The 22,538-nt window shown below is 69.1% G+C and carries 22 protein-coding genes and 6 pseudogenes; 16 read left to right on the plus strand and 12 right to left on the minus strand.

What is annotated here, in order from left to right:
• Nucleotides 1-365 precede the first annotated feature (365 nt).
• On the plus strand, nt 366-1,499 hold the full coding sequence (locus ACZ4FH_RS36410) for a hypothetical protein (RefSeq protein WP_467310372.1): 1,134 nt from the start codon (nt 366-368) through the stop codon (nt 1,497-1,499).
• Between the two features lie 445 nt (nt 1,500-1,944).
• On the opposite strand, the gene ACZ4FH_RS36415 is transcribed toward ACZ4FH_RS36410, so the two are convergent.
• Nucleotides 1,945-2,592: a TetR-like C-terminal domain-containing protein gene (locus ACZ4FH_RS36415; protein ID WP_467310374.1), complete on the minus strand. Its 648-nt coding sequence runs from the start codon at nt 2,590-2,592 to the stop codon at nt 1,945-1,947.
• Nucleotides 2,593-2,752: 160 nt separating this feature from the next.
• Here ACZ4FH_RS36415 and ACZ4FH_RS36420 point away from each other — a divergent pair, with 160 nt between their 5' ends.
• The 4 genes and pseudogenes from ACZ4FH_RS36420 to ACZ4FH_RS36435 form a co-directional block, all read left to right on the plus strand.
• Nucleotides 2,753-2,887, plus strand: coding sequence for a hypothetical protein (locus ACZ4FH_RS36420; RefSeq protein ID WP_467310376.1), 135 nt, complete (start codon nt 2,753-2,755; stop codon nt 2,885-2,887).
• 211 nt (nt 2,888-3,098) lie between these two features.
• Nucleotides 3,099-3,536, plus strand: a complete 438-nt coding sequence (locus tag ACZ4FH_RS36425; protein ID WP_467310378.1) for a DUF4259 domain-containing protein — start codon at nt 3,099-3,101, stop codon at nt 3,534-3,536.
• 127 nt (nt 3,537-3,663) lie between these two features.
• Nucleotides 3,664-3,978, plus strand: coding sequence for a hypothetical protein (locus ACZ4FH_RS36430; RefSeq protein WP_467310380.1), 315 nt, complete (start codon nt 3,664-3,666; stop codon nt 3,976-3,978).
• A gap of 780 nt (nt 3,979-4,758) precedes the next feature.
• Nucleotides 4,759-5,033 (plus strand): annotated as a pseudogene (locus tag ACZ4FH_RS36435) (IS256 family transposase); the annotation flags it as partial.
• Between the two features lie 294 nt (nt 5,034-5,327).
• Here ACZ4FH_RS36435 and ACZ4FH_RS36440 read toward each other — a convergent pair.
• Nucleotides 5,328-5,822: a DUF3237 domain-containing protein gene (locus ACZ4FH_RS36440; protein WP_467310382.1), complete on the minus strand. Its 495-nt coding sequence runs from the start codon at nt 5,820-5,822 to the stop codon at nt 5,328-5,330.
• On the minus strand, nt 5,819-6,283 hold the full coding sequence (locus tag ACZ4FH_RS36445; protein ID WP_467310384.1) for an ester cyclase: 465 nt from the start codon (nt 6,281-6,283) through the stop codon (nt 5,819-5,821). Before ACZ4FH_RS36445 ends, ACZ4FH_RS36440 begins: the two co-directional genes overlap by 4 nt.
• A 119-nt stretch (nt 6,284-6,402) precedes the next feature.
• Here ACZ4FH_RS36445 and ACZ4FH_RS36450 point away from each other — a divergent pair, with 119 nt between their 5' ends.
• The 3 genes from ACZ4FH_RS36450 to ACZ4FH_RS36460 all read left to right on the plus strand — a co-directional run bounded on the left by ACZ4FH_RS36450 (nt 6,403) and on the right by ACZ4FH_RS36460 (nt 8,677).
• Nucleotides 6,403-7,092, plus strand: a complete 690-nt coding sequence (locus tag ACZ4FH_RS36450; protein ID WP_467310385.1) for a TetR/AcrR family transcriptional regulator — start codon at nt 6,403-6,405, stop codon at nt 7,090-7,092.
• Between the two features lie 400 nt (nt 7,093-7,492).
• Nucleotides 7,493-8,152, plus strand: a complete 660-nt coding sequence (locus ACZ4FH_RS36455) for a TetR/AcrR family transcriptional regulator (protein WP_467310410.1) — start codon at nt 7,493-7,495, stop codon at nt 8,150-8,152.
• A gap of 75 nt (nt 8,153-8,227) precedes the next feature.
• Nucleotides 8,228-8,677, plus strand: coding sequence for a hypothetical protein (locus ACZ4FH_RS36460; protein ID WP_467310386.1), 450 nt, complete (start codon nt 8,228-8,230; stop codon nt 8,675-8,677).
• On the opposite strand, the gene ACZ4FH_RS36465 is transcribed toward ACZ4FH_RS36460, so the two are convergent.
• The 3 genes and pseudogenes from ACZ4FH_RS36465 to ACZ4FH_RS36475 all read right to left on the minus strand — a co-directional run bounded on the left by ACZ4FH_RS36465 (nt 8,625) and on the right by ACZ4FH_RS36475 (nt 11,384).
• Nucleotides 8,625-9,521: an AlbA family DNA-binding domain-containing protein gene (locus ACZ4FH_RS36465; RefSeq protein ID WP_467310388.1), complete on the minus strand. Its 897-nt coding sequence runs from the start codon at nt 9,519-9,521 to the stop codon at nt 8,625-8,627. The two genes, ACZ4FH_RS36460 and ACZ4FH_RS36465, sit on opposite strands and share 53 nt — an antisense overlap.
• Nucleotides 9,522-9,841: 320 nt before the next feature.
• A pseudogene (locus tag ACZ4FH_RS36470) lies at nt 9,842-10,027 on the minus strand (helicase associated domain-containing protein); the annotation flags it as partial.
• Nucleotides 10,028-10,781: 754 nt separating this feature from the next.
• Nucleotides 10,782-11,384 carry a TetR/AcrR family transcriptional regulator gene (locus tag ACZ4FH_RS36475; RefSeq protein ID WP_467310389.1) on the minus strand — a complete coding sequence of 201 codons (603 nt, stop codon included), beginning with the start codon at nt 11,382-11,384 and terminating at the stop codon, nt 10,782-10,784.
• A gap of 292 nt (nt 11,385-11,676) precedes the next feature.
• Between ACZ4FH_RS36475 and ACZ4FH_RS36480 the strand changes: the two genes are divergently transcribed.
• Together ACZ4FH_RS36480 and ACZ4FH_RS36485 are read left to right on the plus strand one after the other, a co-directional pair.
• Nucleotides 11,677-12,729: a 2,3-butanediol dehydrogenase gene (locus tag ACZ4FH_RS36480; RefSeq protein WP_467310391.1), complete on the plus strand. Its 1,053-nt coding sequence runs from the start codon at nt 11,677-11,679 to the stop codon at nt 12,727-12,729.
• 557 nt (nt 12,730-13,286) lie between these two features.
• Nucleotides 13,287-13,493: pseudogene (locus ACZ4FH_RS36485) on the plus strand (alpha/beta hydrolase); the annotation flags it as partial.
• 127 nt (nt 13,494-13,620) lie between these two features.
• Here ACZ4FH_RS36485 and ACZ4FH_RS36490 read toward each other — a convergent pair.
• Nucleotides 13,621-13,743, minus strand: a pseudogene (locus ACZ4FH_RS36490) (NAD-dependent epimerase/dehydratase family protein); the annotation flags it as partial.
• A gap of 281 nt (nt 13,744-14,024) precedes the next feature.
• A complete protein-coding gene (locus ACZ4FH_RS36495; RefSeq protein ID WP_467310393.1) occupies nt 14,025-14,825 on the minus strand; it encodes a helix-turn-helix transcriptional regulator in 801 nt (266 codons plus the stop codon).
• Nucleotides 14,826-14,983: 158 nt separating this feature from the next.
• Between ACZ4FH_RS36495 and ACZ4FH_RS36500 the strand changes: the two genes are divergently transcribed.
• Both ACZ4FH_RS36500 and ACZ4FH_RS36505 read left to right on the plus strand, forming a co-directional pair.
• Nucleotides 14,984-16,456 carry an MFS transporter gene (locus tag ACZ4FH_RS36500; RefSeq protein WP_467310395.1) on the plus strand — a complete coding sequence of 491 codons (1,473 nt, stop codon included), beginning with the start codon at nt 14,984-14,986 and terminating at the stop codon, nt 16,454-16,456.
• 186 nt (nt 16,457-16,642) lie between these two features.
• On the plus strand, nt 16,643-16,852 hold the full coding sequence (locus ACZ4FH_RS36505; RefSeq protein WP_467310397.1) for a hypothetical protein: 210 nt from the start codon (nt 16,643-16,645) through the stop codon (nt 16,850-16,852).
• Here ACZ4FH_RS36505 and ACZ4FH_RS36510 read toward each other — a convergent pair.
• Nucleotides 16,846-17,250: a MerR family transcriptional regulator gene (locus ACZ4FH_RS36510; protein ID WP_467310399.1), complete on the minus strand. Its 405-nt coding sequence runs from the start codon at nt 17,248-17,250 to the stop codon at nt 16,846-16,848. The genes ACZ4FH_RS36505 and ACZ4FH_RS36510 overlap by 7 nt on opposite strands.
• 268 nt (nt 17,251-17,518) lie before the next feature.
• Between ACZ4FH_RS36510 and ACZ4FH_RS36515 the strand changes: the two genes are divergently transcribed.
• Nucleotides 17,519-18,259, plus strand: coding sequence for an MBL fold metallo-hydrolase (locus tag ACZ4FH_RS36515; RefSeq protein ID WP_467310401.1), 741 nt, complete (start codon nt 17,519-17,521; stop codon nt 18,257-18,259).
• A gap of 157 nt (nt 18,260-18,416) precedes the next feature.
• Here the strand turns inward: ACZ4FH_RS36515 and ACZ4FH_RS36520 are convergent, their stop codons facing one another.
• Nucleotides 18,417-19,439 (minus strand): zinc-binding dehydrogenase, encoded by a 1,023-nt coding sequence (locus ACZ4FH_RS36520; protein ID WP_467310403.1) that lies wholly within the window; start codon nt 19,437-19,439, stop codon nt 18,417-18,419.
• Nucleotides 19,440-19,485: 46 nt separating this feature from the next.
• A complete protein-coding gene (locus ACZ4FH_RS36525) occupies nt 19,486-19,851 on the minus strand; it encodes a MerR family transcriptional regulator (RefSeq protein WP_467310405.1) in 366 nt (121 codons plus the stop codon).
• Between the two features lie 184 nt (nt 19,852-20,035).
• Here ACZ4FH_RS36525 and ACZ4FH_RS36530 point away from each other — a divergent pair, with 184 nt between their 5' ends.
• Entirely contained in the window at nt 20,036-20,497 is a 462-nt protein-coding gene (locus ACZ4FH_RS36530) for a hypothetical protein (protein ID WP_467310407.1), read from the plus strand.
• Nucleotides 20,498-20,515: 18 nt separating this feature from the next.
• On the opposite strand, the pseudogene ACZ4FH_RS36535 reads toward ACZ4FH_RS36530, so the two are convergent.
• Nucleotides 20,516-20,773 (minus strand): annotated as a pseudogene (locus tag ACZ4FH_RS36535) (IS5/IS1182 family transposase); the annotation flags it as partial.
• A gap of 906 nt (nt 20,774-21,679) precedes the next feature.
• Between ACZ4FH_RS36535 and ACZ4FH_RS36540 the strand changes: the two are divergent.
• On the plus strand, nt 21,680-22,447 hold the full coding sequence (locus ACZ4FH_RS36540; RefSeq protein WP_467310408.1) for an N-acetyltransferase: 768 nt from the start codon (nt 21,680-21,682) through the stop codon (nt 22,445-22,447).
• Nucleotides 22,444-22,538 (plus strand): annotated as a pseudogene (locus tag ACZ4FH_RS36545) (Pvc16 family protein); the annotation flags it as partial. The gene ACZ4FH_RS36540 and the pseudogene ACZ4FH_RS36545, both read left to right, overlap by 4 nt.

Consider the following 22,538-nt stretch of genomic DNA (forward strand, 5'->3'; position numbering starts at 1 on the left):
CTTGTCCTTCTCCAGCCGGGGCAGCCGCTCGCGCAGTTCCGTGAGCTCCGCGACCTCGCGCAGGTGCTCGGCGTTCTGCTCCAGCCGCGCGGCCAGCTCCCGCACCGCCGCCTCGACCCCCACCGTGATCTGCTGCCCGTCCTGGCTTGCCGCCTGCCGACGACTCCACCGCCGCTACAAACGCGCGGCCGACTGCTCCCTGGTGGCCTTCCCCCCCGGCGTCGCCCGCACCCTCCGCTGCTACCGCCAAGTCGTCACCGGATTCGGGCGTACTCTGTCGCGGGATCGAACACAGTCGAGTGGCAGTTCGCCGGAGGAAGACACCGTGCCGCGCCTCCCGCTGGGCTGCCCCGGGGGGGGACATCATGAACGACGACGACCGTGCGGCGCTGCCGCGGCGTGCGACCTGGTGGTGCCGGGTGACAGGGACGGCGGCGCTGGCGGCGGGGGCACTCACCACCCTCTGCCTGCTCTTCCCGACGCCCGATTCGGGCGTTGGGAGCGACCTGGTGGTTCGGTACGCGGTGCTGACCGCACTCCTGACCGCCCTGTGGTGGGTCGGCACGCTTCTGGCCCCTCCACTGATCCTTCCGCCCTTGTCATCGGAGCCGGGCCCTGCGGCCGTCCCCGCCCGGCTGCCACGCCGACGCAGGGCGCGGGCAACACTCCTCCCCGGGCTGATGCTGTCCGTGCTCCCGCTCGTCGTGGCCCGCACGATAGGCGCCCACGCCGGCCCGCTGGAACCGGCCATGAACCTGATCACCGTCGTCGCCGGGTTCGTGTCTCTGTACCTGCTGCGCCTGTGGGTGGTCGGCCTCTTCGCCGGTGGCGGCCCTCACGCGGGCCCCGCCGAGCTGCGCCGGGACGCTGCCGCCGGTGCGGTTGCCGCCCGCCGCGTCCGGGTGGGCAAGGCCCAGTGGGACGGCGAGGGCGACGTGACCTGGCTCGCGCGTCGCCTTACGCTCACGGCCGACGACCAGACCTTCGCGCTGAGGAGTCCGGACGAGAGGAACACGGCCTTTCGCTGGCTCGACCTGGAACCGGGCATCGCCCTTGAGGGCCGGTCCGGTTGGCTTTGCTGGGCCGCGGCCGGCGGGTCCTGGGGCGAACCGACGGAAGCGATGGGCGCGGCCTTGGTCACGGACGACGGGTACGTCGTCTGGGGCGCGACGGACCGCTACGCGGCGGAGTCGGCGTACGCACCGGAGCATGCGCAACCCACCACGGCACGCCGCGTCCGCCTGGCCCCGCGCACCTCCCAGTACCGCGCCGCGGCGCACCTTCCCGCACTGGCCATGGCCGCGGTGACGCTCCTCGCTCTCGTCGTGGCCGAACGCGGACCGGGGCCCGACGCGGTGGCGTGGATCCTGGCCGTGGCAGCCGCGTACACGGGCGTGCGCGGCATCTACCGTTTTGCGGAGGACTTCGACGCGGCCCCGGGCCCCGGCTGGGTGCGATCGACGTCCGCGAGGGCCCGGCGCGCACGCCAGGACCCGTAAGCCGCGATGTCCCGGTGGGGTGCCGCTCACCGGACACCGGCACCGCAACGGTGCGGGCGGCCTGGAGGATGCTGTCGCACATGCGGATCAGGTACCGCGGCGCTCCCGCGCGGTGGTTCTTGCCTCGCGTTCATCCTGGCGGCTTCGCGGGCAGTGGCGATGGTGAAGCCGGAGACGAGGCCTGGATGGGCGGCGACCGGTTCGGCACCGTGCACGGTTTCGACGGCGAGCCCGTCCCGGCGCCCGCGCTGCCCGATGTGTGTTGAGGCCCCGGGACGTGTGCACTGAGCCGCGGTTTCCTTGTGAGGGATGCTGATTCCGTTTCTGAGGATCATGAAGGCTGGATGGCGGCTGCTGGCTCGGCCGGCCGCGTCACGGGTTCGGGCCAGGGTTCGGTGGTGGTGTGCGGCGTCGGTCCCGAGGTCCGTCCATGCTCCCTCTGGGGTCAGCGGGCTGAACCGGGTGGATCGGTCCGGTGGTTGGTCGCGTATGCGGCCATGAACATGTCGAGCAGTCCGTCGACCGCGTCCTCGTCGACGGGGCGGGTGGAGAGGAGGCTGCGGTAGTGCAGGGCGCCGCAGAGGATTTCGGCGGCGTGTTCCAGGGGGGTGTCCGCGGTGAGTTCGCCGGTGTGCTGGGCGCGGGTGATCCGGTCGAGGGTGCGGTGCTCGACGGTGGTCAGGAAGCGTTCGTGCAGGGTCGCTCGCAGGGCGGGGTCGGACTGTGCCTCGGCGATGAGTGCGCGGTAGACGGGGCCGATCGGCGGGCTGGACAGGGCGAGTGCCGAGCGGTGTGGGCGGCCGGATTCGTGCTCACCGGCGTGACGGGCGAGGTGGAAGCGCGGATCGCCCTGCTGGTGAAGCGGGCGGTGGGATGACCGGTTGCGGTGGGGGTGTCGTCGTCGGCATGGCGGGCTCGGGGTCCCCGACGGGCCCCCGGCCGGGCGTCGGTCACCCGGGGCCGGCTTTCTGCCGCTGCAGTGCGGAGGGGTTCTCCTTCGGCGGCAGGACTTCCTCGTGGGCGTTGGACCCGTCCCGGTCCGCGTCAATCCGGGTGGAGCCGAACTCGCGGCGACCCCGCAGCATTCACCCACCTTCTACCGACCCGCCTCGCAACAGCCGGCGTTTCGCTGCAGCGAGGCAACCCTCTCCGACGAAGGAAACAGCGTTCTGGGATCCGGCTGCGAACCGGCGTAGACCCGCACACCGTCCAAGCCGGATTGCTGCAACCGGTGCCGGGTGAGAGCGCGCGCCGTGCGGATCGCCGACGCAGGCGCGCTCGTCACCCTGAAGGCGCGGCTGCTGCCTCCGGGGGTTTCCGGTGCGGTCGGCGCGCACGAGGCGACCATCCTCACCGCCGCTCCATCCCGCACCCGCCGGGAAACCTGACGCACCGACGCCGCTACTGGCCTCACCCACACCCCCTGCCGCGCCGATACCCGCGCTCGCCTCGCTGATCCCGACGAAGACGCACCGCCCCGGGCTGACCCGGGTGCCCGTAACGCACCTCAACCTTCCCCGCGAGCGGGTACTGCTTGCCTCCTGAGCGCACTGTCAGTGACCAGTGCGACGATCCCCGGACGACTGCGCGAGGAGAGACATGGGCGCCTGGGACTTCGGCCCTTTCGACAACGACACCGCCGCCGACTTCGCCGGTGACCTGGACGAGGCAGCACTGGAAGAACGCGAAGCCATGATCCGCGGCGTGCTCAAGCGCGCCGCCGGGCCGGCGGACTTCCTGGGAATCTACGACGGCGAGCGAGCCGTGGGCGCGGCGGCCCTGGTCGTCGCCCAGCATCCCGACGGCGATCCGGCGTGTTCGCACTATGGCCCATCAGAGCCGCTACCGGAGCTGTCTGCAGACCTTCGAGGGCTCGCCGTCGACGCCTTGGACCAAGTGGTCTCCAACCGGTCTGAACTCGCCGAGCTATGGGCCGAAGCTACGAACTGGTCGAAGTGGCGCCAGGACATCACCCGCCTCCGCAACGTCCTTGACCCTCCGATCCCGCCACAAGAGGAAGCCCTGTTCGAGATTTGATCGGTGACCTAAAGTCACGGACCACAGAAGTTGAGCCAGAGCCCATTGCCACGAACAGAGCCAACCGTTCCGGCCGCCGCCGACGGCGCACATCGCGTGGGCGCCGATGGGCGAGGAGGAACGCCGGGTGCTGGAGCTGCGCCAGGACATCGTCGTGGACCTGACGCTGGAGTGGCTGGGGGAGTCGGTCGCGCAGATGCGATGTGCGCCGTCGGCAGGCAGCTTCACCGAGGACATCCTCGCCGAGGACCACGGCGACGTCGCCGACGTCCTGCGCCAGCTGGAGGCCGCCGGGGTGAAGCAGGCGATGGAGGCGCACCCGCCGCACCGCACCATGATCCGCCTACGAGAATCTTGCCGGAGCCACGTTCGTGTGTACGCCGACAGCCCCTCGATCCCGTGGGCTGACCGAGCTGCGTCGCTGCAGTGGGAGCCTGATTGACGGCTCGGGAAGGAGTCGGCAGACAGTCTGCTGGGCCGCTAACATCGGCTTCGTGATGTCGCGAAGGTCGGATGCCGCGTAAGTCCCCGCGCCTGGTGCGCGCCGGTCTTAGTGATCGCCAGGTGCACGACTCGATCAGCACGCTGCTGGTCACTGCCTGTCCTGGGCCACCCGTCTGTGGTGCTGTACACACGTACCTCTTCGTCGATGGCCTCGATTTGATCGCGCGTGGCTACAGCGGTGCAGTTGGCGGTCCCCCAGGTCAGCTGCTCAGACCGGGGGGTCCGCTCTACCCCACTGATCAAGCCCGGAGTGTGGATGTTGCAGCCCATGGGCAGGGCTTCACGGCCTCGGCGCTCTGCATCCGGATACGGCTCCGAGGCCAGACCGTGCTCTGGGACGGTCTGATGTACCCAGGGGCTGACGATCGGGTCATAGAGGAAGTTCGATTTGACCTTGCTCAGTACCTAGCTGCGATCGAACAGGGTTTTTCGCGGTGGGGTCGTGGCGCGTAAGGCGTCAAGCGACCTTCGTCGGCGTAGTGGCGCGGTGGGTGCTCCGACAAGTCCGGGGCCGGAACAGGACCAGGGAGTAGGCCCGTATGGCGGATGCGACTTCGTCGGTGAGGTCCGCCGCGTTGCTGTGGCTGAGAGTGATGAGCAACGCTCAGGACTTGTGGATCGGTGCGGGGAGGGATGCGGAGAGCGTACCTTCCCGAATGATCCTGTGATGGTGACCGAGTAGGCCCGCGTTCGCAGCGCGGGTGGGGAAGGCACGCCCGTGCTCAGGGTAGTGAATGCCGACGGTTCCGCCGAGCCCGGCTCCTTGATCGGCGCGATCGTCCGTGAGGGCGCCTGTCGGAGCCTGGCTGCGGCGCTGCAAGCGGAAGTCGACTGGTACATAGCCGAGTTGGCGACCGAAGCCGACGAGCGGGGGCATCGGCTGGTGGTCCGTAACGGCCACCACCGGTCCCGGACCGTGGTCACCGCGGCCTGCCCGGCCGAGGTCACCGCGCCGGGGTGAACGACCGCCGCGTCGACGAAGAGACCGGCGAGCCCCCGTGCCGGCCACGCGCTCCGGGTCAGCAGACCGGCGCAGATGACGTCGGCGACAAGGGTGGCGCCGCGGCTGGCGGCGCAACACCGTCGGCTGCGCGAGGGCCGCCGAGGGCCGCCGCAGGCGTTACCTCCTGGGAGGAAACCGGTGGCGGGTTCGCCTGGCGCAGCGCCTCGGTCTGGCGTTCGACCGTCGCCTCGGGTTGGTGTCGGTGGATGGTCTTGACTACTACGTGCTGCATTCTCTCGTTCGCACGGGGGCGCGCCATGACACATGCCAGCCGCGGCGTTTCGTCACAGGATCTGAAACACCTTGTAGGCGATGCCGCCCTCGACGAGGTATCCCGAACCCACGCAAACCGTGTGGTTGAGCCATGCGTAACGCTCCGCCCCGGTCTCGAACAGTGGGTTGGTGCGGAAGTAGTAGCTGGCCGGGTCGATCCGGTGTCGCTCTTCGGGGTCGGCCAGGGCGTCGCGTGCCTCGGGCGGGGTGATCCAGCGACCGCCGTAGGCCATGTGCAGGAGGGCGCCGTCGTGGGTGCGCAGTGTCAGGCGTACGTCCAGCGCCATCGCTCCGTCGGGCGCGAACAAGGCCCAGTCTCCGCCTCCAGGGTGGACGTCACCGCTCAGCGCGGGGCCGTGGAACGTGCCGCCCGCCGCGCCGAAGAAGACGCGCCGGCCGAGCGGGCCATCGCCGAAGGGCAGGCGGGGGTTCAGGTCCACGACCATGTCGAAGAGGTGCGCGGTCCGGATTTCGCCAATGTCCTTCACGCGTGGGTCCTGCTTCATGCCGTCTCACCTTCCGCAAGCGCGGGGAACAGCTTCTGGCGGAGCGCGTCCGTTGAAACGCCCGACTGGGCGCACAGGGTCGCCAGGTCGAAGAAGAAGCGTTCTCCGGCGATCAGGTCGTCTTCGAAGGTGAATTGGATGAACACCGGCATCTCGGCACGCCTGCCGTTGGGGACCACGCCGAACCGGTTGCCCGTCATGGTCAGCCGCGCCGTACCCCAGCACGTGAGCGTGTCAGCGTTGTTTGCGTGGCCGTCCAGGACGACGTCATAGTCCGGGAACGAGGCGAAGAAGTGACGTAACGCCCTCTCGTTGTCGGCCAAGCCCCGATATGACGTACCTAAGGCCGGGGTCTCCAGGGCCATGTCGGGGTGGAGCAGCCGCAGGGCGGCCGGAACGTCCTGCTGGCTCTTGGCGACGGCGAGCGCCTGCGCCAGTTCAAGCATGTGTTGCCCGTGCATAGGTGCCTCCTTCAGGCTCGTGAAGTAAACGTACGATCGGTCGCACGTTTTGTGCAAGCGCATGGCAGGATGAAGCCCGGTGAACGGGCTATCAGGAAACCGAGGGGTGAGAAGTGGCTATGTCTTCGAAGGAAGCGGCAGACGTAGCGGCGTCGGACCAGCGCCTCGCCCGCGGTGCCCGGGCCCGGCAGAGAATCACGCGCCACGGCGTCGACATCGCCTCACTGGAAGGGCTCAACGGGCTTAGCATCGGCCGTCTGGCTACGGACCTGGGGCTGAGCAAGAGCGGGATCCAGACGCTCTTCAAGACCAAGCAGAACCTGCAGCTCGCGGTCGCGAAGTGTGCGCGCGAGGAATTCGCGGAAGCGGTTATCCGTCCCTCGCTGACAGCTCAGCCGGGCGCCGCCCGGTTCCGCGCGCTGATGCAACACTGGATCTCCTACGTCGAGGAACCACTGTTTCCCGGGGGCTGCTTCTGGGCGGCCTGCCTCCCCGATTTCGACAGCCGACCCGGGAAGGTCCGCGACGCCCTGCTGCTCCACCGCCACACCTGGCGCACTCTGCTCGCGGGTGAACTCGGTCGCGCAGTGAGTAACGGGGAGATCGCCCAGCTGGACGTGGACCTGGCTGCCTTTCAGATCGACGCCGTGCTTCACGCCGTGAACACCGCATTGCGCCTGGGGGAAAGTGACGCGGTCACAAAGGCCCGCTACGTGATCAACGGGATCCTCGCAGCTCCGTCTGACAGGTGCCTCTGTGGCGAGCAGCGCCTCGACGGCCGGACGGCGCGACACGTCACGGGCGGTTGAGGGCGCGGCAATGCCGGACGTGAAGACGAGACGCCGCACAGGCATGGGGCGACCCCGAGGGGAACTGACGTCATCTTCTGCGTAAAAGCCGGTTGCGAGTGCCCGCTGAGTGTCCATCGTGCAGTGGTCAAGGCAGATCACACGGGTGACGGCCGGGCTGACGGGATCTACACCTTCGGGACGTCCGGCAGCGCCAGCTGTCGCCCGCCGAGCGAGACGTGGGGCGATGACGTCGGCTACGGCTGGGCAGACCGGCCCGCACGACGAGGCGCCTCCGCAGCCACCAGTCCCTCGGTCGCGCCAGCTGTGCTGGCAGACTGGGCGGGTGAGCAGCAACGACATAAGCGCCCAGGCGGGCGGTCCCGAGCGCGAGCCCGACGGCCCTTTCCGGCACGGGAACATCACGAGTGACGGAGGGAACGCCGCCAAGGCGGATGGGCGGGTCGAGCGGGGCAACCGCACCCGGCGCCTCGTGCTACGCCGGACCGTTGACATCGCCTCCGTCGAGGGGCTCGAAGCCCTGTCGGTGGGACGGCTTGCCACCGAGCTCGGGCTGAGCAAGAGCGGGGTGTTCGCGCTGTTCGGTTCCAAGGAGGAGCTGCAACTGGCCACGGTCCGGGCTGCTTCGAGGATCTTCGCCGATGAGGTGCTGGGGCCGGTGGACGGCATTCCCTCTGGAGTGGCCCGCCTTGCGCACCTCTGCGGGAGCTGGCTTGGCTATTCGCAGCGCCGGGTGTTTCCCGGAGGCTGCTTCTTCTATGCGGTGATGGCCGAGTTCGACGCCCGGCAGGGCCCGGTACACGACGCGCTCGCGCAGTCGCTGGCGACGTGGATGGCGTACGTGGAGGACTGCGCGGTCGACGCGCAGGCAGGCGGTGAACTTCGCGGCGACAGCGATATGGCGCAGTTGGCCTTCGAGTTGGTGGCGCTCATGGAGACGGCCAACGCGCATTCGCTCCTGACCGCCGAGACCCTGCCGTACGTCCGGGCGCGGACAGGCATCATTGCCAGGCTGCAGGCGACGGCAACGGACCCTTCGCTAGTGCCCCAAACGCTCTGAATTGTTCCGTTATAGGCCCCGATCGAGCGTGGGAAAATAATAGCACGATCGGTCGTGTAGTTTTATGCTCGCGCTATGACCACTCGACCTGAGACCTACCGGCTGTTGCGCACCCGCTGGCGTTCCGGCCCTGTACCGCTGGCCCTGTGCCCCGTCGTCGTGAGCGTCACCGACTTCACCGCGACGAGTCATCCGCACGCGGCCGTGATCGCTCTCGCGGGCCTGCGCCTTCGCCGAACCTGGCCGAATACGCCGGGCGCGCTCGGCATGTGGCTGTGGGCTGACGTGGCGGGCCTGCGCTCGGGCTCGGTCAGCGTGTGGCGCGACGAGGCCGCGCTCAGTGCGTTCGTCGGCCGCTCCGACCACATGGCGGTCGTTCGGGCCCGCCGGGGCGGCGGCACGATGCGGGCCGCCGCCTGGGAAGCCGAGGATTTTGATCCGGACGCCGTGTGGGGCCGGGCCCGCGCCATTCTCACCGGTAGGACTCCCTGGCCGGAGGGCTTCGCCCGCCTGGAGGACGCGTGATGAACTTCGTGGAGCTGGACCGCATCGCCGCGCTGGAGACGTTACGTCTCGTGCGCCGCGCAGCCGACGTCGCTGCCGGCGGCGGTACAGAGACCTGGGACCCTTCCTGGCTGTGCAGACCGTCGACGAGTTCGGGGGCGTTCTGCGGAGCGCTCTGCCAGAACAGGACCGGCAGGTCGTCCCACCCGAGGTGGGCCTCCAGATTGTGACGAGCTTGGGCGGGGTCTGCCGGCGTCGTCGGGGCGGGCACAGCCCAGGGAGGGGCCGTCCGGCTGCGCAGTCCGTCGTTGATGAGCCGGTAGGCGTCATCGGCCGACATCGTCGTCGTACGGTCGTCATGCCGGATCGGGACCGTCCAGCCCTCGGTGAACTGGTCCTTGTCGTTGAGGACCTTGCGTACCAGGGCCCAGCGCTCGGCGTCGGCAAGCCCTTCGATGTCGATCACGAAGTAGTGCCCGGAGGCTTCGTCGTCGCCTTCGGGGTGAGCGAACCAGTGATAGGAGACCTTGATGAGCGGTCGGACGAGGTCGTCCACGGTGGTCTTGAACTGGTCGATCTTGATGAGCGACTGCTGGAACGGGGTGAGCTTCGTGGCGACCTCGACGAGCTCGGTCGCCTTCTGCTTCCCGGCAACGCCGCACACGATCAGCCCGCCCCCGGAATTCGCGAACGCGGCGACGTCCTTGCTGAGCTCGAACTTCCCCTTAGGCGTGCGCAGGTCGTACGGGGCGCCGAAGCCGCCGCTCTTGAAGTCGACCCAGTCGCACTCCGCAGTGCCCAACAACTCCCCGGGCTTTCCCTGTGCGAGAAGGGCGATGAGCTCGGAGCGGCTGGAAGCGGGCATGCCCGGAAGTGTAGATAGATGCGTACGCGCACGCGATCCTCTGCACGTCCCCTTCTCCCGGACGTGGAAGCAGGACGCACCGTCCGCGTCTTGGGGCGGCCGAGCAGGACCTGGGCACACGCCGCACTGTCCGTCTGTTCGGGGCAGAACGCCTCGGCGCTGATCAGGCCGGTGAGAGCCATGCGGTGGCCGGCGAGCCGAGCGCGGGTCCGCGCGTTGTCCGACGGTCCCGTGCTCCTGGCTCCCTGATCGGTGCTCTCGGTGCCCATCCGGTGTCTCCCTGCTCTGTGCGTCGGGGTGGGGAGCCGTCGTTCGGCTGCTCAGGTCACGCCGAGGGCGGTGAGTTGCGCGCGCTGGGTGGTGCTGAGGCGGTTGCGTCGGCTGCGGGTGTTGCTGATCCAGGTGCCCAGGCGGATCGGTCCGTGGGGTGTTTCCTCGATGTGGGTCCGGGGGACGACGGTGCGGCCTTCGCGTCCCGCGTACTGGGTGAGCGCGGTCAGTCCGCGCTCGAAGGAGTTCGTCTTCTCGGCAGTCGGCCCGGAGACGGTCCCGGCCGGAACAAGAACTCAGGGCGGGGCCCCGGGTCGGTCGGGCGGGGGTGGGCGGAGGTGTTTGAGGCGTTCGCGTTGTCCGGGGGGCGAGGGCCTGTCAGACATCTGGGACACGTTGGTGGTTGATCGAGGTGCCGGTGTCGAGTCCGTGGACGGTGACACCGGGCAGGACTTCGGTGAGGCCGTTCTCCTCGTCGAGGAGTTCGCGGGCGGCGGCGTAGTGGCGTTGCCAGTCGATGGGCCAGTGAGGGTTCCAGTCGGGGGCGATCGCTTCGAGCGCGCACGCCGTTCCGCGGCCCGGCCGGGGTGTGGTGGTTGTGGTGGTAGGCGCGGGCGGCGGACCGGTTCTTTTGGAACTGGGCGTCCGCGACGGGCCAGATCATGTCGCGCTCGTTGAGGAGGCGGGCGCGCCATGCCTTGAGCGTGCTGAGGCGGAAGGCGCGGCGCTGCTCGCTGACCCAGGTGCCGAGTTGGTAGAGGGTGTCGGTGGTGGTCTGGGGCGGGGTGGTGGCGTCGAGAGGAACGTCGGCGTTTGCCGTGTTCGGTGGTCCAGTGGCGCAGGGTGTTGAGGCCGGTGAGCCAGGTCTCGCGCGAGGGTTCCGGGGCAAGGGTGGCGGTCACGGATTTACCTTTCTGTATTTGAGAATCCAAAATTCGGGTACGCGAAAGCCGTGCGGCGGCCCACGGAGGGGCCGGCGGGAAGGAGGGGTCAGCCCAGTAGGGCGCACAGCGCCGTGAGGGCGAGCTGCCGGAGCCGTTCGGGCTCCGCCCCGGTCTGCGCGGTGACGCGCAGGCCCGAGATGACGGTGTTCACGAGCACGGCCCCGTCCTCCGGGTCCATGTCCTCCGGGATCGAGCCGTCGGTCCGGCCGGCGCGGATCGAGTCGGCCAGCAGGGCGGTCCGCTCCCGCAGGTCTTGCCGGAGGATGCGCGTGATGCGCTCGTCGCGCCCGCGGAGGTCGGGGCTCATGAAGCTGTTCACGACCATGCAGCCGGCCGCGTGGCCGTGCTCGGCCGCGTGCCGTTCCTCCTCGACGACGAGTTCGATCAGCGCGCGCAGCCGGTCCGCCCCGGGGCGTGAGCCGTCCGCGAGGATGGCCGTCTGCCACGCGCGGATCGTCGTGATGTAGCGCTCCAGCGCCCGTACGAACAACTCGTCCTTCGAGACGAAGGCGTTGTACAGGCTGCTGCGGCGTACGCCCGCCGCCTCGCAGAGCTGCCCGGTGGACGTGTCGGCGTAGCCGTGCACCCGGAACTGGGCGGCGGCGGCGTCGAGCACGGCGTTCTCGTCGAACGTGCGGGGCCTGGCCATGGGCACACCGTAGCGCATTCTGTATTCGAGAGTCTAAAACAAGGGCGGGGCCCAGCCGCCTGGTCCTCCCCAGCGAGGGCCGGGGTGAGGCCGGCCGCCGTTCTGGCCGACTTGTCGAGCGCAGACGGCCCGGTAGCGGTGCGCGTACGGCGGGACGTTTCCCCGAAAACCGCCGCGTATGGCGGTGACCTGCGAAAGCGGGACCGCCGGACACTGATATCGGCGCCGCGGCAGCGCGGCACGCGACGAGGGCGACCGGTGCCCGGCTCGCCCTTCGAGAAGGAGTGGGAAAATGAAGGCCGCACGGTTCTACGGCAAGGAAGACGTTCGCATCGAGGAGGTGCCGGAGCCCTGTCCCGGGCCCGGGCAGGTGAAGCTCCGCAACGCCTTCGCCGGCATCTGCGGTTCCGATCTCCACTTCTACTTCTTTCCGGAATCGCTGCCCTTCGACCTGGACCAGCCGCATCCCCTCACCGGCGCCATGCTGCCGCAGATTCTCGGCCACGAGTTCGCCGGCACCGTCGTCGAGGTCGGCGAGGGCGTGACGGACGTGAAGCCGGGCGACCTCGGCGCCGTCTACCCCCTCGCGGTCTCCTGCGGCGAGTGCGGGGCCTGCCGTAAGGGGCTGCCCTTCTCCTGCCGGCTGATGGGTTCGCTCGGATCGAACGTCGATGGCGGCGGCCTGGCGGAGTTCACCCTGGTCGACGCCTCGAAGCTGCATGTGCTGCCGGACGGCGTCGACCTGCGCATGGGAGCGCTCGTCGAACCGATGGCCGTGGGCTGGCACGCTGTGTCGCGCAGCGGCGTGCGGGCGGGCGGCAGCGCGCTCGTCGCCGGGGCCGGACCGGTCGGGATCGGCACCTGGTTCGCGCTCAAGGCCCGCGGTGTGGAGAAGGTCCTTGTTTCCGAGCCCAGCGCGGACCGCCGAGCCGTCATGGCCGCCCTGGGCGCCCGGACCGTCGATCCCGTGAACGAGGACCTCGACGCCGCCGTCGCCGCGCTCACCGACGGCGACGGAGTGGACGTCGCGGTGGACGCCGCAGGAGCGGGCCCGGTGATCACCTCCGCGCTGGCGGGTCTGGTCCCCGGCGGCCGTCTGGTGGTCGTCGCGCTGCACGAGCACCCCACGGACTTCCAGCCCACGCAGCTGATGATGGGGGAGACGGAGATCGTCGGAGCGGTCGGATACCGTCCCGAGGAGTTCGACGCGGTCATCGCGGCCATGGCCGACGGGGTATACGACACCACTGGTTGGGTGCAGGAACTGCCGTGGGAAGGCCTCACCGACGCCCTCCACTCGCTGCGCGCCGGCGTTGGCGGAAAGGTCCTGCTGAAGGTCGACTGATGTTGCGGCGTCGGCGGACCTTGCAGCGTGGCATCGGCGGGAAGGTCCCCGAGGGTCTCAGCTGATCTTCCTCGAAACGGTCCGGTACGGACGGCCTGTGAGCCCGTCCGTACCGGACCGAGGCATATGCCCCGGCGGGCAGTGCGTGAACGGCGGGGACACGGCCCCGGAGCGCGGCGTTCGGCGGTTCCTCGCGCGGCGCCCCGCGCACGACGATGGGGTTCCGCCGAGTCCAGGCGACCCCGAGCACCCCGCGCAGACCAAGGAGCCCTCCGATGTCCGACAGCCTTCCGCGACCGCCGTTCGCCCCCGAGCTGGAGGCCGTTCTCGCGGTCCTCGCCGACCAGCTTCCACCGCCCCTGACCGCGGACATGATCCCGGCCATGCGCCGGTCGTCGCTGGCCGAGGTCACCGACGAGACGCTGGAGGCCGCCGCTCTGACCCGGCGTGACGTGACCGTCCCCGGGTACCGGGTTGATGAGAGCACCGTCTCCGTGATCGCCCGCGCGGACCACCGGGGACTCGGTCCGGGCATCTACCACACGCACGGCGGCGGCATGGTCTCCGGCAACCGGTTTTCCGGCCTGAGCCAGGTCCTCCCGTGGGTCGTCGAGCACGACGCCGTACTCGTCACGGTCGACTACCGGCTCGCGCCCGAGCACCCCGAGCCCTACCCGGTCGAGGACTGCTACGCCGGACTGCTGTGGACGGCCGCGCACGCCCGGGAACTGGGAATGGACCCGGACAGGCTGATCATCGCCGGGCAGAGCGCCGGGGGAGGGCTAGCCGCCGGCGTCGCGCTGATGACACGCGACCGGCGGGAGCGCACCTCATGGGCCAGGTCCTCATCTACCCGATGCTCGACGACAGGGGCCGGACGGTCTCATCGGCGCCGGCGCCGTGCGCCGACGGGAGCAGAGCATCGAGGACCACCGCCTCGTGCCCCGCCGACACAAGGCTCCGCACGATCTCCGAACCGATGAACCCGGCGCCGCCGGTGACCAGTACACGCATACCGCTCACCGTAGGCCGCACGGACCGGACAGGGCGCCGACGCCCCGGCACGTCACGGGAACGTAAGAAGAAGGGGCCCACGGTGTTCGTCGCGACCGGCCCGTGCAGGGGGAGCCGACCGCGCGACCCGGCGGGAGGTGCTTGCCGGGTCCGGATCCCGATGAGATCGGGAGGCATCCGCCGGCACTCGGCAACGGCGTCAGGACGGCCGTCACCTGCGCCCGCAGCCGGGCCCCTTGCCCCTCGGCCGCCCCGTTCCCTACGGTCCAATCCCGCGGTGGTCATTCATCGACGGTGCTTGCGGCAGACGCCGCAAATGAATCCTCGCCATGAAGGTAGCGCCCCGGGGAAGTGCCGACGGTTCGCCGGAACGCTGCCAGGAAGGCGCTCGGTGTCGCGTATCCCACGGTATGTGCGACCCGGGAGACGGGCTGGCCTTCAGCAAGGAGGGGCAAGGCGGCACGCAGGCGTACATGGGTGCGCCAGCGGTCGAAGTTCATGCCGGTGTCGTGGACGAACAGCCGGGTCAGCGTGCGCCGGCTCACCCCGACGGCCCGTGCGTGGGCTTCAAGACTCCGAGGGTCCGCGGGGTCGGCGAGCAGCGCGTCGGCCACGGCGCGTACACGGTCGTCGGCGGGGCTCGGTACATCGATGGGCGTGGACGGCAGGGGGTGCAGCAGGTCCAGGACGACCGCCTCGGCCCGCAGACGCGCGTCGTCGTGAAGGTTCCCGCGGCTGAGGTAGCTGATCAGGTGGGCCAGCAGCCCATCGACGCCGACCGGTGTGGGTTCCGGCCAGTCCTGATCGCATCTGTCTGGTTCGAAGTAGAGGCTGCACAGCACCGCGTCGCGGGTCGCGCCGGTCCGGTGGACAACCCCCGCAGGCAGCCACAACGCCCGCGTCCGGGGCAGGACCCAGTAGGCATCTCCGACGGCGACACCGAGCACCCCGCGCCGCGCCCAGGCCAACTGGTGCTGCGGGTGGCTGTGCGGGACGAACCACTGCCCGGACGCCAGCGGAAAGTTCCCGACGACGATGGCGCCCACCCCTGCTGGAACGGCCCCCACGACGGCATCGGTCATGCCTCCCAGCGTATGTCCTCAATGCGATATGACGTGGCCTCGTAGCGCATCGCGGCCAGCGCGGCGGGTACGTAGCGTCGCCTTGTGCGAATCAATCATCCGCGCAGCGGGCGCTGCCACAGTGCGAACGAGCCGCTCACGAGGACAGGACGCTCAGCATGACGCCGGTATCAACCACGGTCGGTGCCCAGCCGGTTGGGCGCCGAGGGCCGGCTCTCGTGGTGTTGTGCTTCGTGCAGTTCATGCTCGTCCTGGACGACAACGTGGTGAGTGTCGCGCTCCCCAGCATGCGCGATGACCTCGGCTTCAGCACCGCGGGGCTGGCCTGGGTCGTCAACGCCTACTTCCTCGCCTTCGGCGGACTGTTGCTGCTGTTCGGCCGCATGGCCGACCTGCTCGGCCGCAGACGCGTCTTCCTGACCGGTGTGGCACTGTTCGGCGCGGCGAGTCTGGTCTGCGGGCTCGCGCAGGAACCCTGGCAGCTCGTGGCCGGGCGGTTCGTCCAGGGAGCGGGTGCGGCCATGGCCGGCCCGGCCGCGCTGGCACTGATCACCCTCCTGTTCCCCGGTACCGAGGAGCGCGCCAAGGCATTTGGCATCTGGGGCGGCATCGCGGCTCTGGGCGGCACGATGGGCCTGGTGATCTCCGGCGCGCTGACCGGCCTCGCGTCCTGGCGGTGGGTCTTCCTGATCAACCTGCCGGTGGCCCTTGCGGCCGTTGCGCTGCTCCCGCGCCTGGTCCCCGAGAGCCGGGCCGCGCGCGCGGCACGCCTCGACGTACCCGGTGCGGTACTGGGCACCGGTGCCCTGGTGTCCCTGGTCTACGGACTGCTTCGGACCGGTGAGTCGGGCTGGGGGACCACCGCCGCCGTGGGGCCCCTGGCTCTCGCCGTACTCCTGGCCGTCGCCTTCGTCGCGGTCGAGGCACGAACCGCCGAGCCGCTGGTGCCGTTGTCGTTCCTGTCCTCCCGGCTCCGCGCCGTTGCCAATGGGGCGACCCTGCTGTTCTCCGCCGCCATGTACGCGATGGCCTTCCTGCTGATGGTGCACCTGCAGACCGTCCTGGGCTACCGCCCCCTCACAGCCGGCCTCGCCTACCTGCCCCATGGCGCCGGCATCCTCTTGGGCATGTGGCTCTCCTCCCGGGCAGTGACCAGGCTGGGCATGCGACCGGCCCTCGTCATCTCCTTCCTGATCAGCGCGGCCGGGCTGCTCCTGCTCTCCGGCGTGGCACCGAGCGACGGATACGCTTCCGGAGTACTGCCCGGCATGCTCGTCACGAGCCTCGGGTGCGGACTGGGCCTGCCGGCCCTGACCGTCGCGGCACTCACGGGCACCACCGAGGAGAACGCCGGGCTCGGCTCCGCAGTCCTGAGCTCCGTTCAACAGGCCGGAGGCGCCCTGGGGGTGGCGGTGCTCGTCGCGCTGGCCACACGCCGCAGCGACGCCCTGGCCGCACAATCCGGCCTCCAGCACGCCGCGACGGAAGGCTTCTCCTACGCCCTCACCGCCGCCGCCGTCCTCCTCACGCTCGGCGCTGTCCTCGTGGCCACCTTGCTCGGGAGGAACCACCACCCAGGAGGTGCGCTTGACGCCGGAGAATCTGCGGCCAAGCACGGGAATCGTACGTAGCTAACACTTCGGTCGCCTCTGTCGTACTCCTTCCTCACTCGGGCAGCAGCTGGGGCGCTCGTCTACCGATGTGCAGGCCAGGGAACAGGCGGGTCCACCCTTGTCGCAGCAACCCAGCCGTCGAAGGGATGGATCCGGTCGGCGAGGACGGTCTCGGACACTGACCTGCAGGAGCGGGCCAGTGACGTGTCCAGGCCGTGGCCCGAGGTGTTCCAACAGGGCATCGACGCAGCGTTCAACCACCCTACCGACGACGAGATCGTCTGGTTCTTCGAGGACGGCCAGTACGTCCGCTACAACGTTCCCGAGGACGAACTCATCCTTTATGTCCAACGTGAGCATGGTGCCCCGGTTCACCACGGCCGTGCTGAAGGCGCTCTCATGCTGTGTCACTGAACGATCGCCGACCGCGCGCCCCGCTCCACCAGGGCGGAACAGTCCGGGCAGTCGGAGATGACCGGGTGTACGCAGTGCACCAGGTGGGCCAGGAACCGGTCAGCCAGTTCGAGGTTCGTGATGTGTTCGGCGATCCGGGCGCGCTTCGCGTTGACGAGGCTGATGCGGTCGGCCCTTTGTCCTGCGGCAAGTTCACGGATCTCGGCCAGTGACAGCCCGGCCCGCTGGCCGATTTGGATGAGGCGGGCCTGGCCGACGGTCTGGTCGTCGTAGACGCGATGCCCGGAAGGCAGCCGACGCGGGTTGAGCAGTCCGATGTCCTCCCAGTGCCGGAGGACATGCGTCGCCACCCCGAGCAGGGCAGCCGCATCGCCGATCTTCAACTCCACTGCGGACATCACGCTCCTTTACTTCAGGTCGGCCTGAAGTTATACCGTCCCGTCATCGAACCCACCACCCGATCGCGAGAGGGACAGGGCTGCCATGTCCGACGCTGTGAGATCACCGACGCTGGCCGCATGCTGCGGCGCGGTCGCAAGCCTAGCCAAGGGTTTTGTACGCCCCCGACGCCACGACCAGCGGTTTCTGCGCAACTTGACCGACGTGGGGCTACCGGACACTGCGGTGTCGGTCACCGTGTCCGCACTGAGGCAGGTGCCACGATCCGTGCCCACCGCGCTGATCGTGGAGGGGCTGCGGCAACCGCGGCGCATCGCGAATTCGCTGATGTCGTTCGTGATCACCCACCCGGAAACGACGTTCATCGTGGATCCGGGTGTCTGCCTGGATGTCGACAGCCGCGCCATTGCGGACTTGCCGCCGTTCCTGCGGGTCGCGGTGCGTCCCCCGGCGGACACCGTCGCCACCGTTACCGCGCTGCACGAGCGACCGGGTCCCGACCTGGATTTCGCGCTGCCGACGCACACGCATTGGGACCACGTATGCGGACTCCTCGATCTCCCCGAACTGCCGGTACACCTGCACCGCCGCGAACACGACTGGGTCATGCAAGGCTCGATCGCGCCCGTGGGCGGCGTCCGCGAGGCCCTGCGCGGGCGGGGCCTCGTCCAGTACGAACTGGACGGCCCGCCGATCCTCACTTTTGCCGCCAGCCACGACCTCTTCGGCGACGGTTCCGTCCTGCTCGTCGACCTCCCGGGACACACCCCTGGCAGCGTCGGAGTTCTGGCGCACACCGCAACGGGCTGGGTGCTGCTCGCCGGCGACGCTGCCTGGCACACCGACCAGATCGACCTCATCCGCCAAAAGGCCGGCTACCCCGGCAAGCTCGCCGACGAAGACCGGCACGAGACCTTCCAGACGCTGCACCGCCTGCACGCCGTCAAGGACCGAGTCACGATCATCCCGACGCACGACCACCGCGCGGCCCAGCGACTGCCGGCTTGATCACTCAGAGGGGCTCCTGCGGGCACACCGGCTGTCACCCGACCCACAGCCCGATCAGATTCCGTTACTCATGCCCGCTGAGCGAGGAACATCGGCATTGCTCCTCCGGACGCCCGGCGGGCTGTTCCCGGACAACGCGCGCGTCACCCGCCCACCCTCAGCGCCAGGGATCGAGGACGTGCTTGCCGTGGGTGGCGCCCGCTTCGAGTTGATGAAGCACCTCGGGCCCTTCGGCCAGGGGATGGATCTGGGGAGTTCCTGGCGGGTAGACGCCGTTGGTGACGAGCGCCTCGATCTCGGTGAGTACCGTCTGGTAGAGGGTCGGGGCCTCGGTCGCGAGCGCACCGATGTGCAGTCCCTTGATCTGGGCGTGGTGGGTGAAGACCAGATCGTGCGTGGTGACGGCGGCGTCGCCGGAGGCCGCGCCGAAGACGACGATGCGGCCGGTGAAGGGTCTGGCGACCGCCAGACTGGTGGCGAACGTGGCCTTGCCGACCGATTCCAGAACCAGGTCGACCCCGTCCCCGCCGGTCAGCCGGGTGATCTCTGCGGCAAGTCCGGGATGGCGGCTGTCCAGGACCTCGTTGGCACCGAGTGCTTTGACGGTTGCGTGCTTGGCCGGGGAGGCCGTGGCGATCACACGTGCGCCGTAGTGGCGGGCGAGGCGGACAGCGGCCTGTCCCACGCCGCCGGCCGCAGCATGGATGAGCACCACATCGCCGGTCCTGATCTCACCCAGCGGCTTGAGCGCGGCCAGCGCGGTGGCCCAGTTCAGCACCATGCCGAGCGCCTCGGCGTCGCTCCAGTCGGTCGGTACGGGCAGGACGCCGGCGGCCGGCATCGTCATGTACTGCGCGAAGGCGCCCGGACCAGCTCCGATGACATGGGTGCCGAGAGGAAGCGGGTGTTCCACGTCCGTGCCGATCCCCACGATCTCGCCCGCGGCTTCGAAGCCCGCCACGTAGGGCGCCCGCGGCCCTCCGCCGTAGGTTCCGTGGGTCTGCATGACGTCGGCGAAGTTGACCCCGGCGGCGCCGACGCGGATCAGGTATTCGCCGGGTCCCGGAGTAGGACGGCGGTGACCGGTGGCAAGGGCGAGGTCCTTCGGCCCCCGGTGCGAGTGCTGGATCAGGGCCCGCATCGTCTGTTCGGCGGTCTGTTGGTGCTCGTTGATCTCCATGCACCGAACGTAGAAACCTGACACTTACGTCAAGGTCAAGCGAATCTCACAGATCGGTGCGGCGGGCTTCCCGAAGGTAGGTGTCCAGGGCCATCTGCTGATCGCTGAGAGCGGCGATGCGTGCAACGAGTCGATCGCGATAGCTCTGCACCTCCTGCAGAAACTCCGCGCACGCCGCCTCGGTCCGGGCATCAGTCCCGTCGCTGAGGCCGGGCAGGACGTCCCTGATCAGACGCACCGGCAATCCGGACTCCAGCAGGGAACGGATGACGAGCACCCGGTCGATCGTCGATTGGCAGTAGTCCCGGAACCCGTTGCTGAAGCGGCCGGGGACGATCAGCCCTTCGTCCTCGTAGTGCCGCAACGAGCGTGCGCTCGCACCACTGGCCCGGGAGGCTTCGCTGATCTTCATGCTGGGAAGCAACGTCGGAGATCACCGAAATCTTCCGGCACCAACCGCCACGGACGACGTGAAGACCTGCTCAGGCGCCCACAACGTCGTGTCCCGCAACAGCTGACTCTGCCTCCTTGATGAGTCGGTCCGCTGATCGGCGTCCCCTGAATGCTTGCGGCACCGCACATGGAAGCCTGTCCGCATGGACACATTCGCGGACCGACTCGACGGCGGGTGGACGTGGTGGGAGGCCGCCATCGAAGAAGCACAGGAAGGGCGCTGGGTCCGTGACGCCGTGGAACGGCAAGCCATCAAGGACATCGCTGCCGCCACCAACCCTCTCCACGGCGGGCGGATGGCTCCGTTCACCGAGGACTCGTGGCACGTACGCATTGGAAGGATCGCGAACTGGGCCGGGGTGCTGCGGCTCGCGGCCCGATCAGGCGGTTGGGTGCTCCAACCGGTCGCCGGACGCATCCCGTCGAACCCTGCCGGCATGTCCGAGCTGCTGTCTGGCATCTACGCGGTCGGTGAGCAGGGAGAAATCTGGATGCAGCAGCTTCTGACGGGCGAGCTGCCGCCAGAGGACGAGATCGCGAAGGCTGAGGGTTTCCTCACCGGGCCGGGGTCCATCGAAGACCTTGAGCTCTTCTTCTACGACTGAAAGGCCGTCCCTTCATCGTCATCGCCGTACCCAGATGAGGATTGGCGCCAACGTGGAGTGCGGCCCGGTAGGCGATGGCGAGCTTGTCGTTCGCATGGCCGGGCCGCGCCACTGCTTCAGCCAATTGATGCATAGCCCGACAGTATTGCGCTACTTGTACGCCTCGGCGTCGAAAACAGGTGCGCGACCGCCGACACGACCTTGCCACGGACGGTGACCAAACCGGTCGGGCGGCTGGGGGACGACACCGCGGATCCCACGTCGGCGTGGACGCCTCACGTTGCTATGCCGTCAAGTCAGGCCGTGTGAGCGGTGAGGTCAGGCGTTTTCGTCGTCGAACAGGGTCTCTTCGATCTCGTCGAGTTCGTCGTCGGTCAGCTGCGGCGGGCTCCAGTTCCGGGTTTTGGCGTACTGCATGAACCGGTCGTCCACGATGGGTGGTGGGGCGTTCCCTTGGCGAACTGCGGGGCGGGCTCGGCGAGGTGGTCCAGCCGGGTGTAGAGGGCCTGTATGAGGCGAGCGCGGTTCTGGACGCAGCCGGCGGCGCCCTGGGGTGGGGCGGCCCATGTGGTCGTCGGCTTCGCGGAGGACGAATTCGGCGAGGGCGCAGCGGCCATCGTTCTTGGGCGGGGCGGCGAGACGTCGGACGTTGTCGGCGATCGCGCGAGCGTGCCCGGTGAGTTGGAGGGCGATCTGCTCGTCGTCGCGGTGTGCGAGATCCGGGTTGTTCCAGGCAGGGGCTGCGGTGACGAACGCCTCGTGCGGGGCGCGGTTCAGAGGGAGTTCAGCTTCGGGTCAGGCCGTGCGGGTCGTGGAGCACGGTGTGGGTGTTGTTCATCGTGTGCCCGCCGGGTCGTCGTCCTGGCCATCGTCGGCGGTCGGAGGTCGGCGCGGGCGATCAGCGCCGGAGAAGGCCGGCCGAAAGCGGGCGGCCGAAGGCCGTGGTCGGCGGGCCGTAGACGACATGCCCCCGAAGCACGGGGTCGTCGCCGCACTCCTGCAGGCCGCTGCCGGGCCAAGCGACCAGGTGCAACGTCACCTCAGGCACAACTCGCACGAGTGATATGCCTTGCGCAAACGCGAGCCGTGTCACGGCAGACCAGAGCGTTAGCACATGGCCATGGGGTCCCTTGGGGCAAAACTGCTGGCCAGGAGGGATGTTTCCGTGGCAGTGTCCCGGTCGTGACAGAGATAGACAGCATCGTGATCACCACCCTCGACGAGCGTCCGTCATTGCTCTCCCGTATCTACGAGATCGCTGAGACGTGGCCGGCCTTCATACCGCACGATCCGGTAGGGGAGGCGCTGCTGGGCCGGGTGGCGGAGGACTTCCCTCAGTACTGCGTGGTGGCAACGGATGGTGGCCGTGTCGTCGCCCGCGGGCTGAGCGTGCCGTTCAATGCAGACCTTGACGGCCGTGAGGAGACGCCGGACAAGGGCTGGGACCAGGTGCTCGTCTGGGCGTTCCGTGACCAGCGCCAGGGGCGCCCACCGACAGTAGCCAGTGCTCTGGAAATCACGGTGGACACCGAGTATCTCGGTCGCGGCCTGTCCTACCGCATGCTGGCCGCGCTGCAGGAGGCCGTCGGCCGACAGGGCCACAACGTGCTGCTGGCCCCGGTCCGTCCCACGGCCAAGCACCGCGAACCGCACGTCACCATGACCGACTACATCCGACGACAGGGCACCGACGGATTCCCGACCGACCCGTGGCTCCGAGTACACGTCAAGGCCGGTGGCAGTATCCAGAAGATCGCCCCGGCATCGATGACTGTCAGCGGCTCACTGTCCCAGTGGCGCCAGTGGACCGGCCTGCCGTTCGACACCAGCGGCGACATCGCCGTACCAGGCGCTCTCGTCCCGGTGCACTGCGACACCGCACATGACCAAGCCGTCTACGTAGAGCCCAACGTATGGATCCGGCACGACGTGAAGCCGCCCACCACCTGACTTATTTGGTGACGGTGTGGACCAACCGTCCGCAGGACGAACACCGCCTGCTCTCCGAGGTGTTGCGTTGTCTGATCCGTACGCGGGTGCT

The sequence above is a fragment of the Streptomyces sp. NPDC024555 genome, from assembly GCF_055559335.1.

What these genes read in the sequence shown, in the direction of transcription:
- ACZ4FH_RS36410 (WP_467310372.1), top strand. Translation starts at nt 366, where the DNA reads ATGAACGACGACGACCGTGCGGCGCTGCCGCGGCGTGCGACCTGGTGG.
- ACZ4FH_RS36425 (WP_467310378.1), top strand. Translation starts at nt 3,099, where the DNA reads ATGGGCGCCTGGGACTTCGGCCCTTTCGACAACGACACCGCCGCCGAC.
- ACZ4FH_RS36440 (WP_467310382.1), bottom strand. Translation starts at nt 5,822, where the DNA reads ATGAAGCAGGACCCACGCGTGAAGGACATTGGCGAAATCCGGACCGCG.
- ACZ4FH_RS36445 (WP_467310384.1), bottom strand. Translation starts at nt 6,283, where the DNA reads ATGCACGGGCAACACATGCTTGAACTGGCGCAGGCGCTCGCCGTCGCC.
- ACZ4FH_RS36450 (WP_467310385.1), top strand. Translation starts at nt 6,403, where the DNA reads ATGTCTTCGAAGGAAGCGGCAGACGTAGCGGCGTCGGACCAGCGCCTC.
- ACZ4FH_RS36460 (WP_467310386.1), top strand. Translation starts at nt 8,228, where the DNA reads ATGACCACTCGACCTGAGACCTACCGGCTGTTGCGCACCCGCTGGCGT.
- ACZ4FH_RS36465 (WP_467310388.1), bottom strand. Translation starts at nt 9,521, where the DNA reads ATGCCCGCTTCCAGCCGCTCCGAGCTCATCGCCCTTCTCGCACAGGGA.
- ACZ4FH_RS36475 (WP_467310389.1), bottom strand. Translation starts at nt 11,384, where the DNA reads ATGGCCAGGCCCCGCACGTTCGACGAGAACGCCGTGCTCGACGCCGCC.
- ACZ4FH_RS36480 (WP_467310391.1), top strand. Translation starts at nt 11,677, where the DNA reads ATGAAGGCCGCACGGTTCTACGGCAAGGAAGACGTTCGCATCGAGGAG.
- ACZ4FH_RS36495 (WP_467310393.1), bottom strand. Translation starts at nt 14,825, where the DNA reads ATGACCGATGCCGTCGTGGGGGCCGTTCCAGCAGGGGTGGGCGCCATC.
- ACZ4FH_RS36500 (WP_467310395.1), top strand. Translation starts at nt 14,984, where the DNA reads ATGACGCCGGTATCAACCACGGTCGGTGCCCAGCCGGTTGGGCGCCGA.
- ACZ4FH_RS36510 (WP_467310399.1), bottom strand. Translation starts at nt 17,250, where the DNA reads ATGTCCGCAGTGGAGTTGAAGATCGGCGATGCGGCTGCCCTGCTCGGG.
- ACZ4FH_RS36520 (WP_467310403.1), bottom strand. Translation starts at nt 19,439, where the DNA reads ATGGAGATCAACGAGCACCAACAGACCGCCGAACAGACGATGCGGGCC.
- ACZ4FH_RS36525 (WP_467310405.1), bottom strand. Translation starts at nt 19,851, where the DNA reads ATGAAGATCAGCGAAGCCTCCCGGGCCAGTGGTGCGAGCGCACGCTCG.
- ACZ4FH_RS36530 (WP_467310407.1), top strand. Translation starts at nt 20,036, where the DNA reads ATGGACACATTCGCGGACCGACTCGACGGCGGGTGGACGTGGTGGGAG.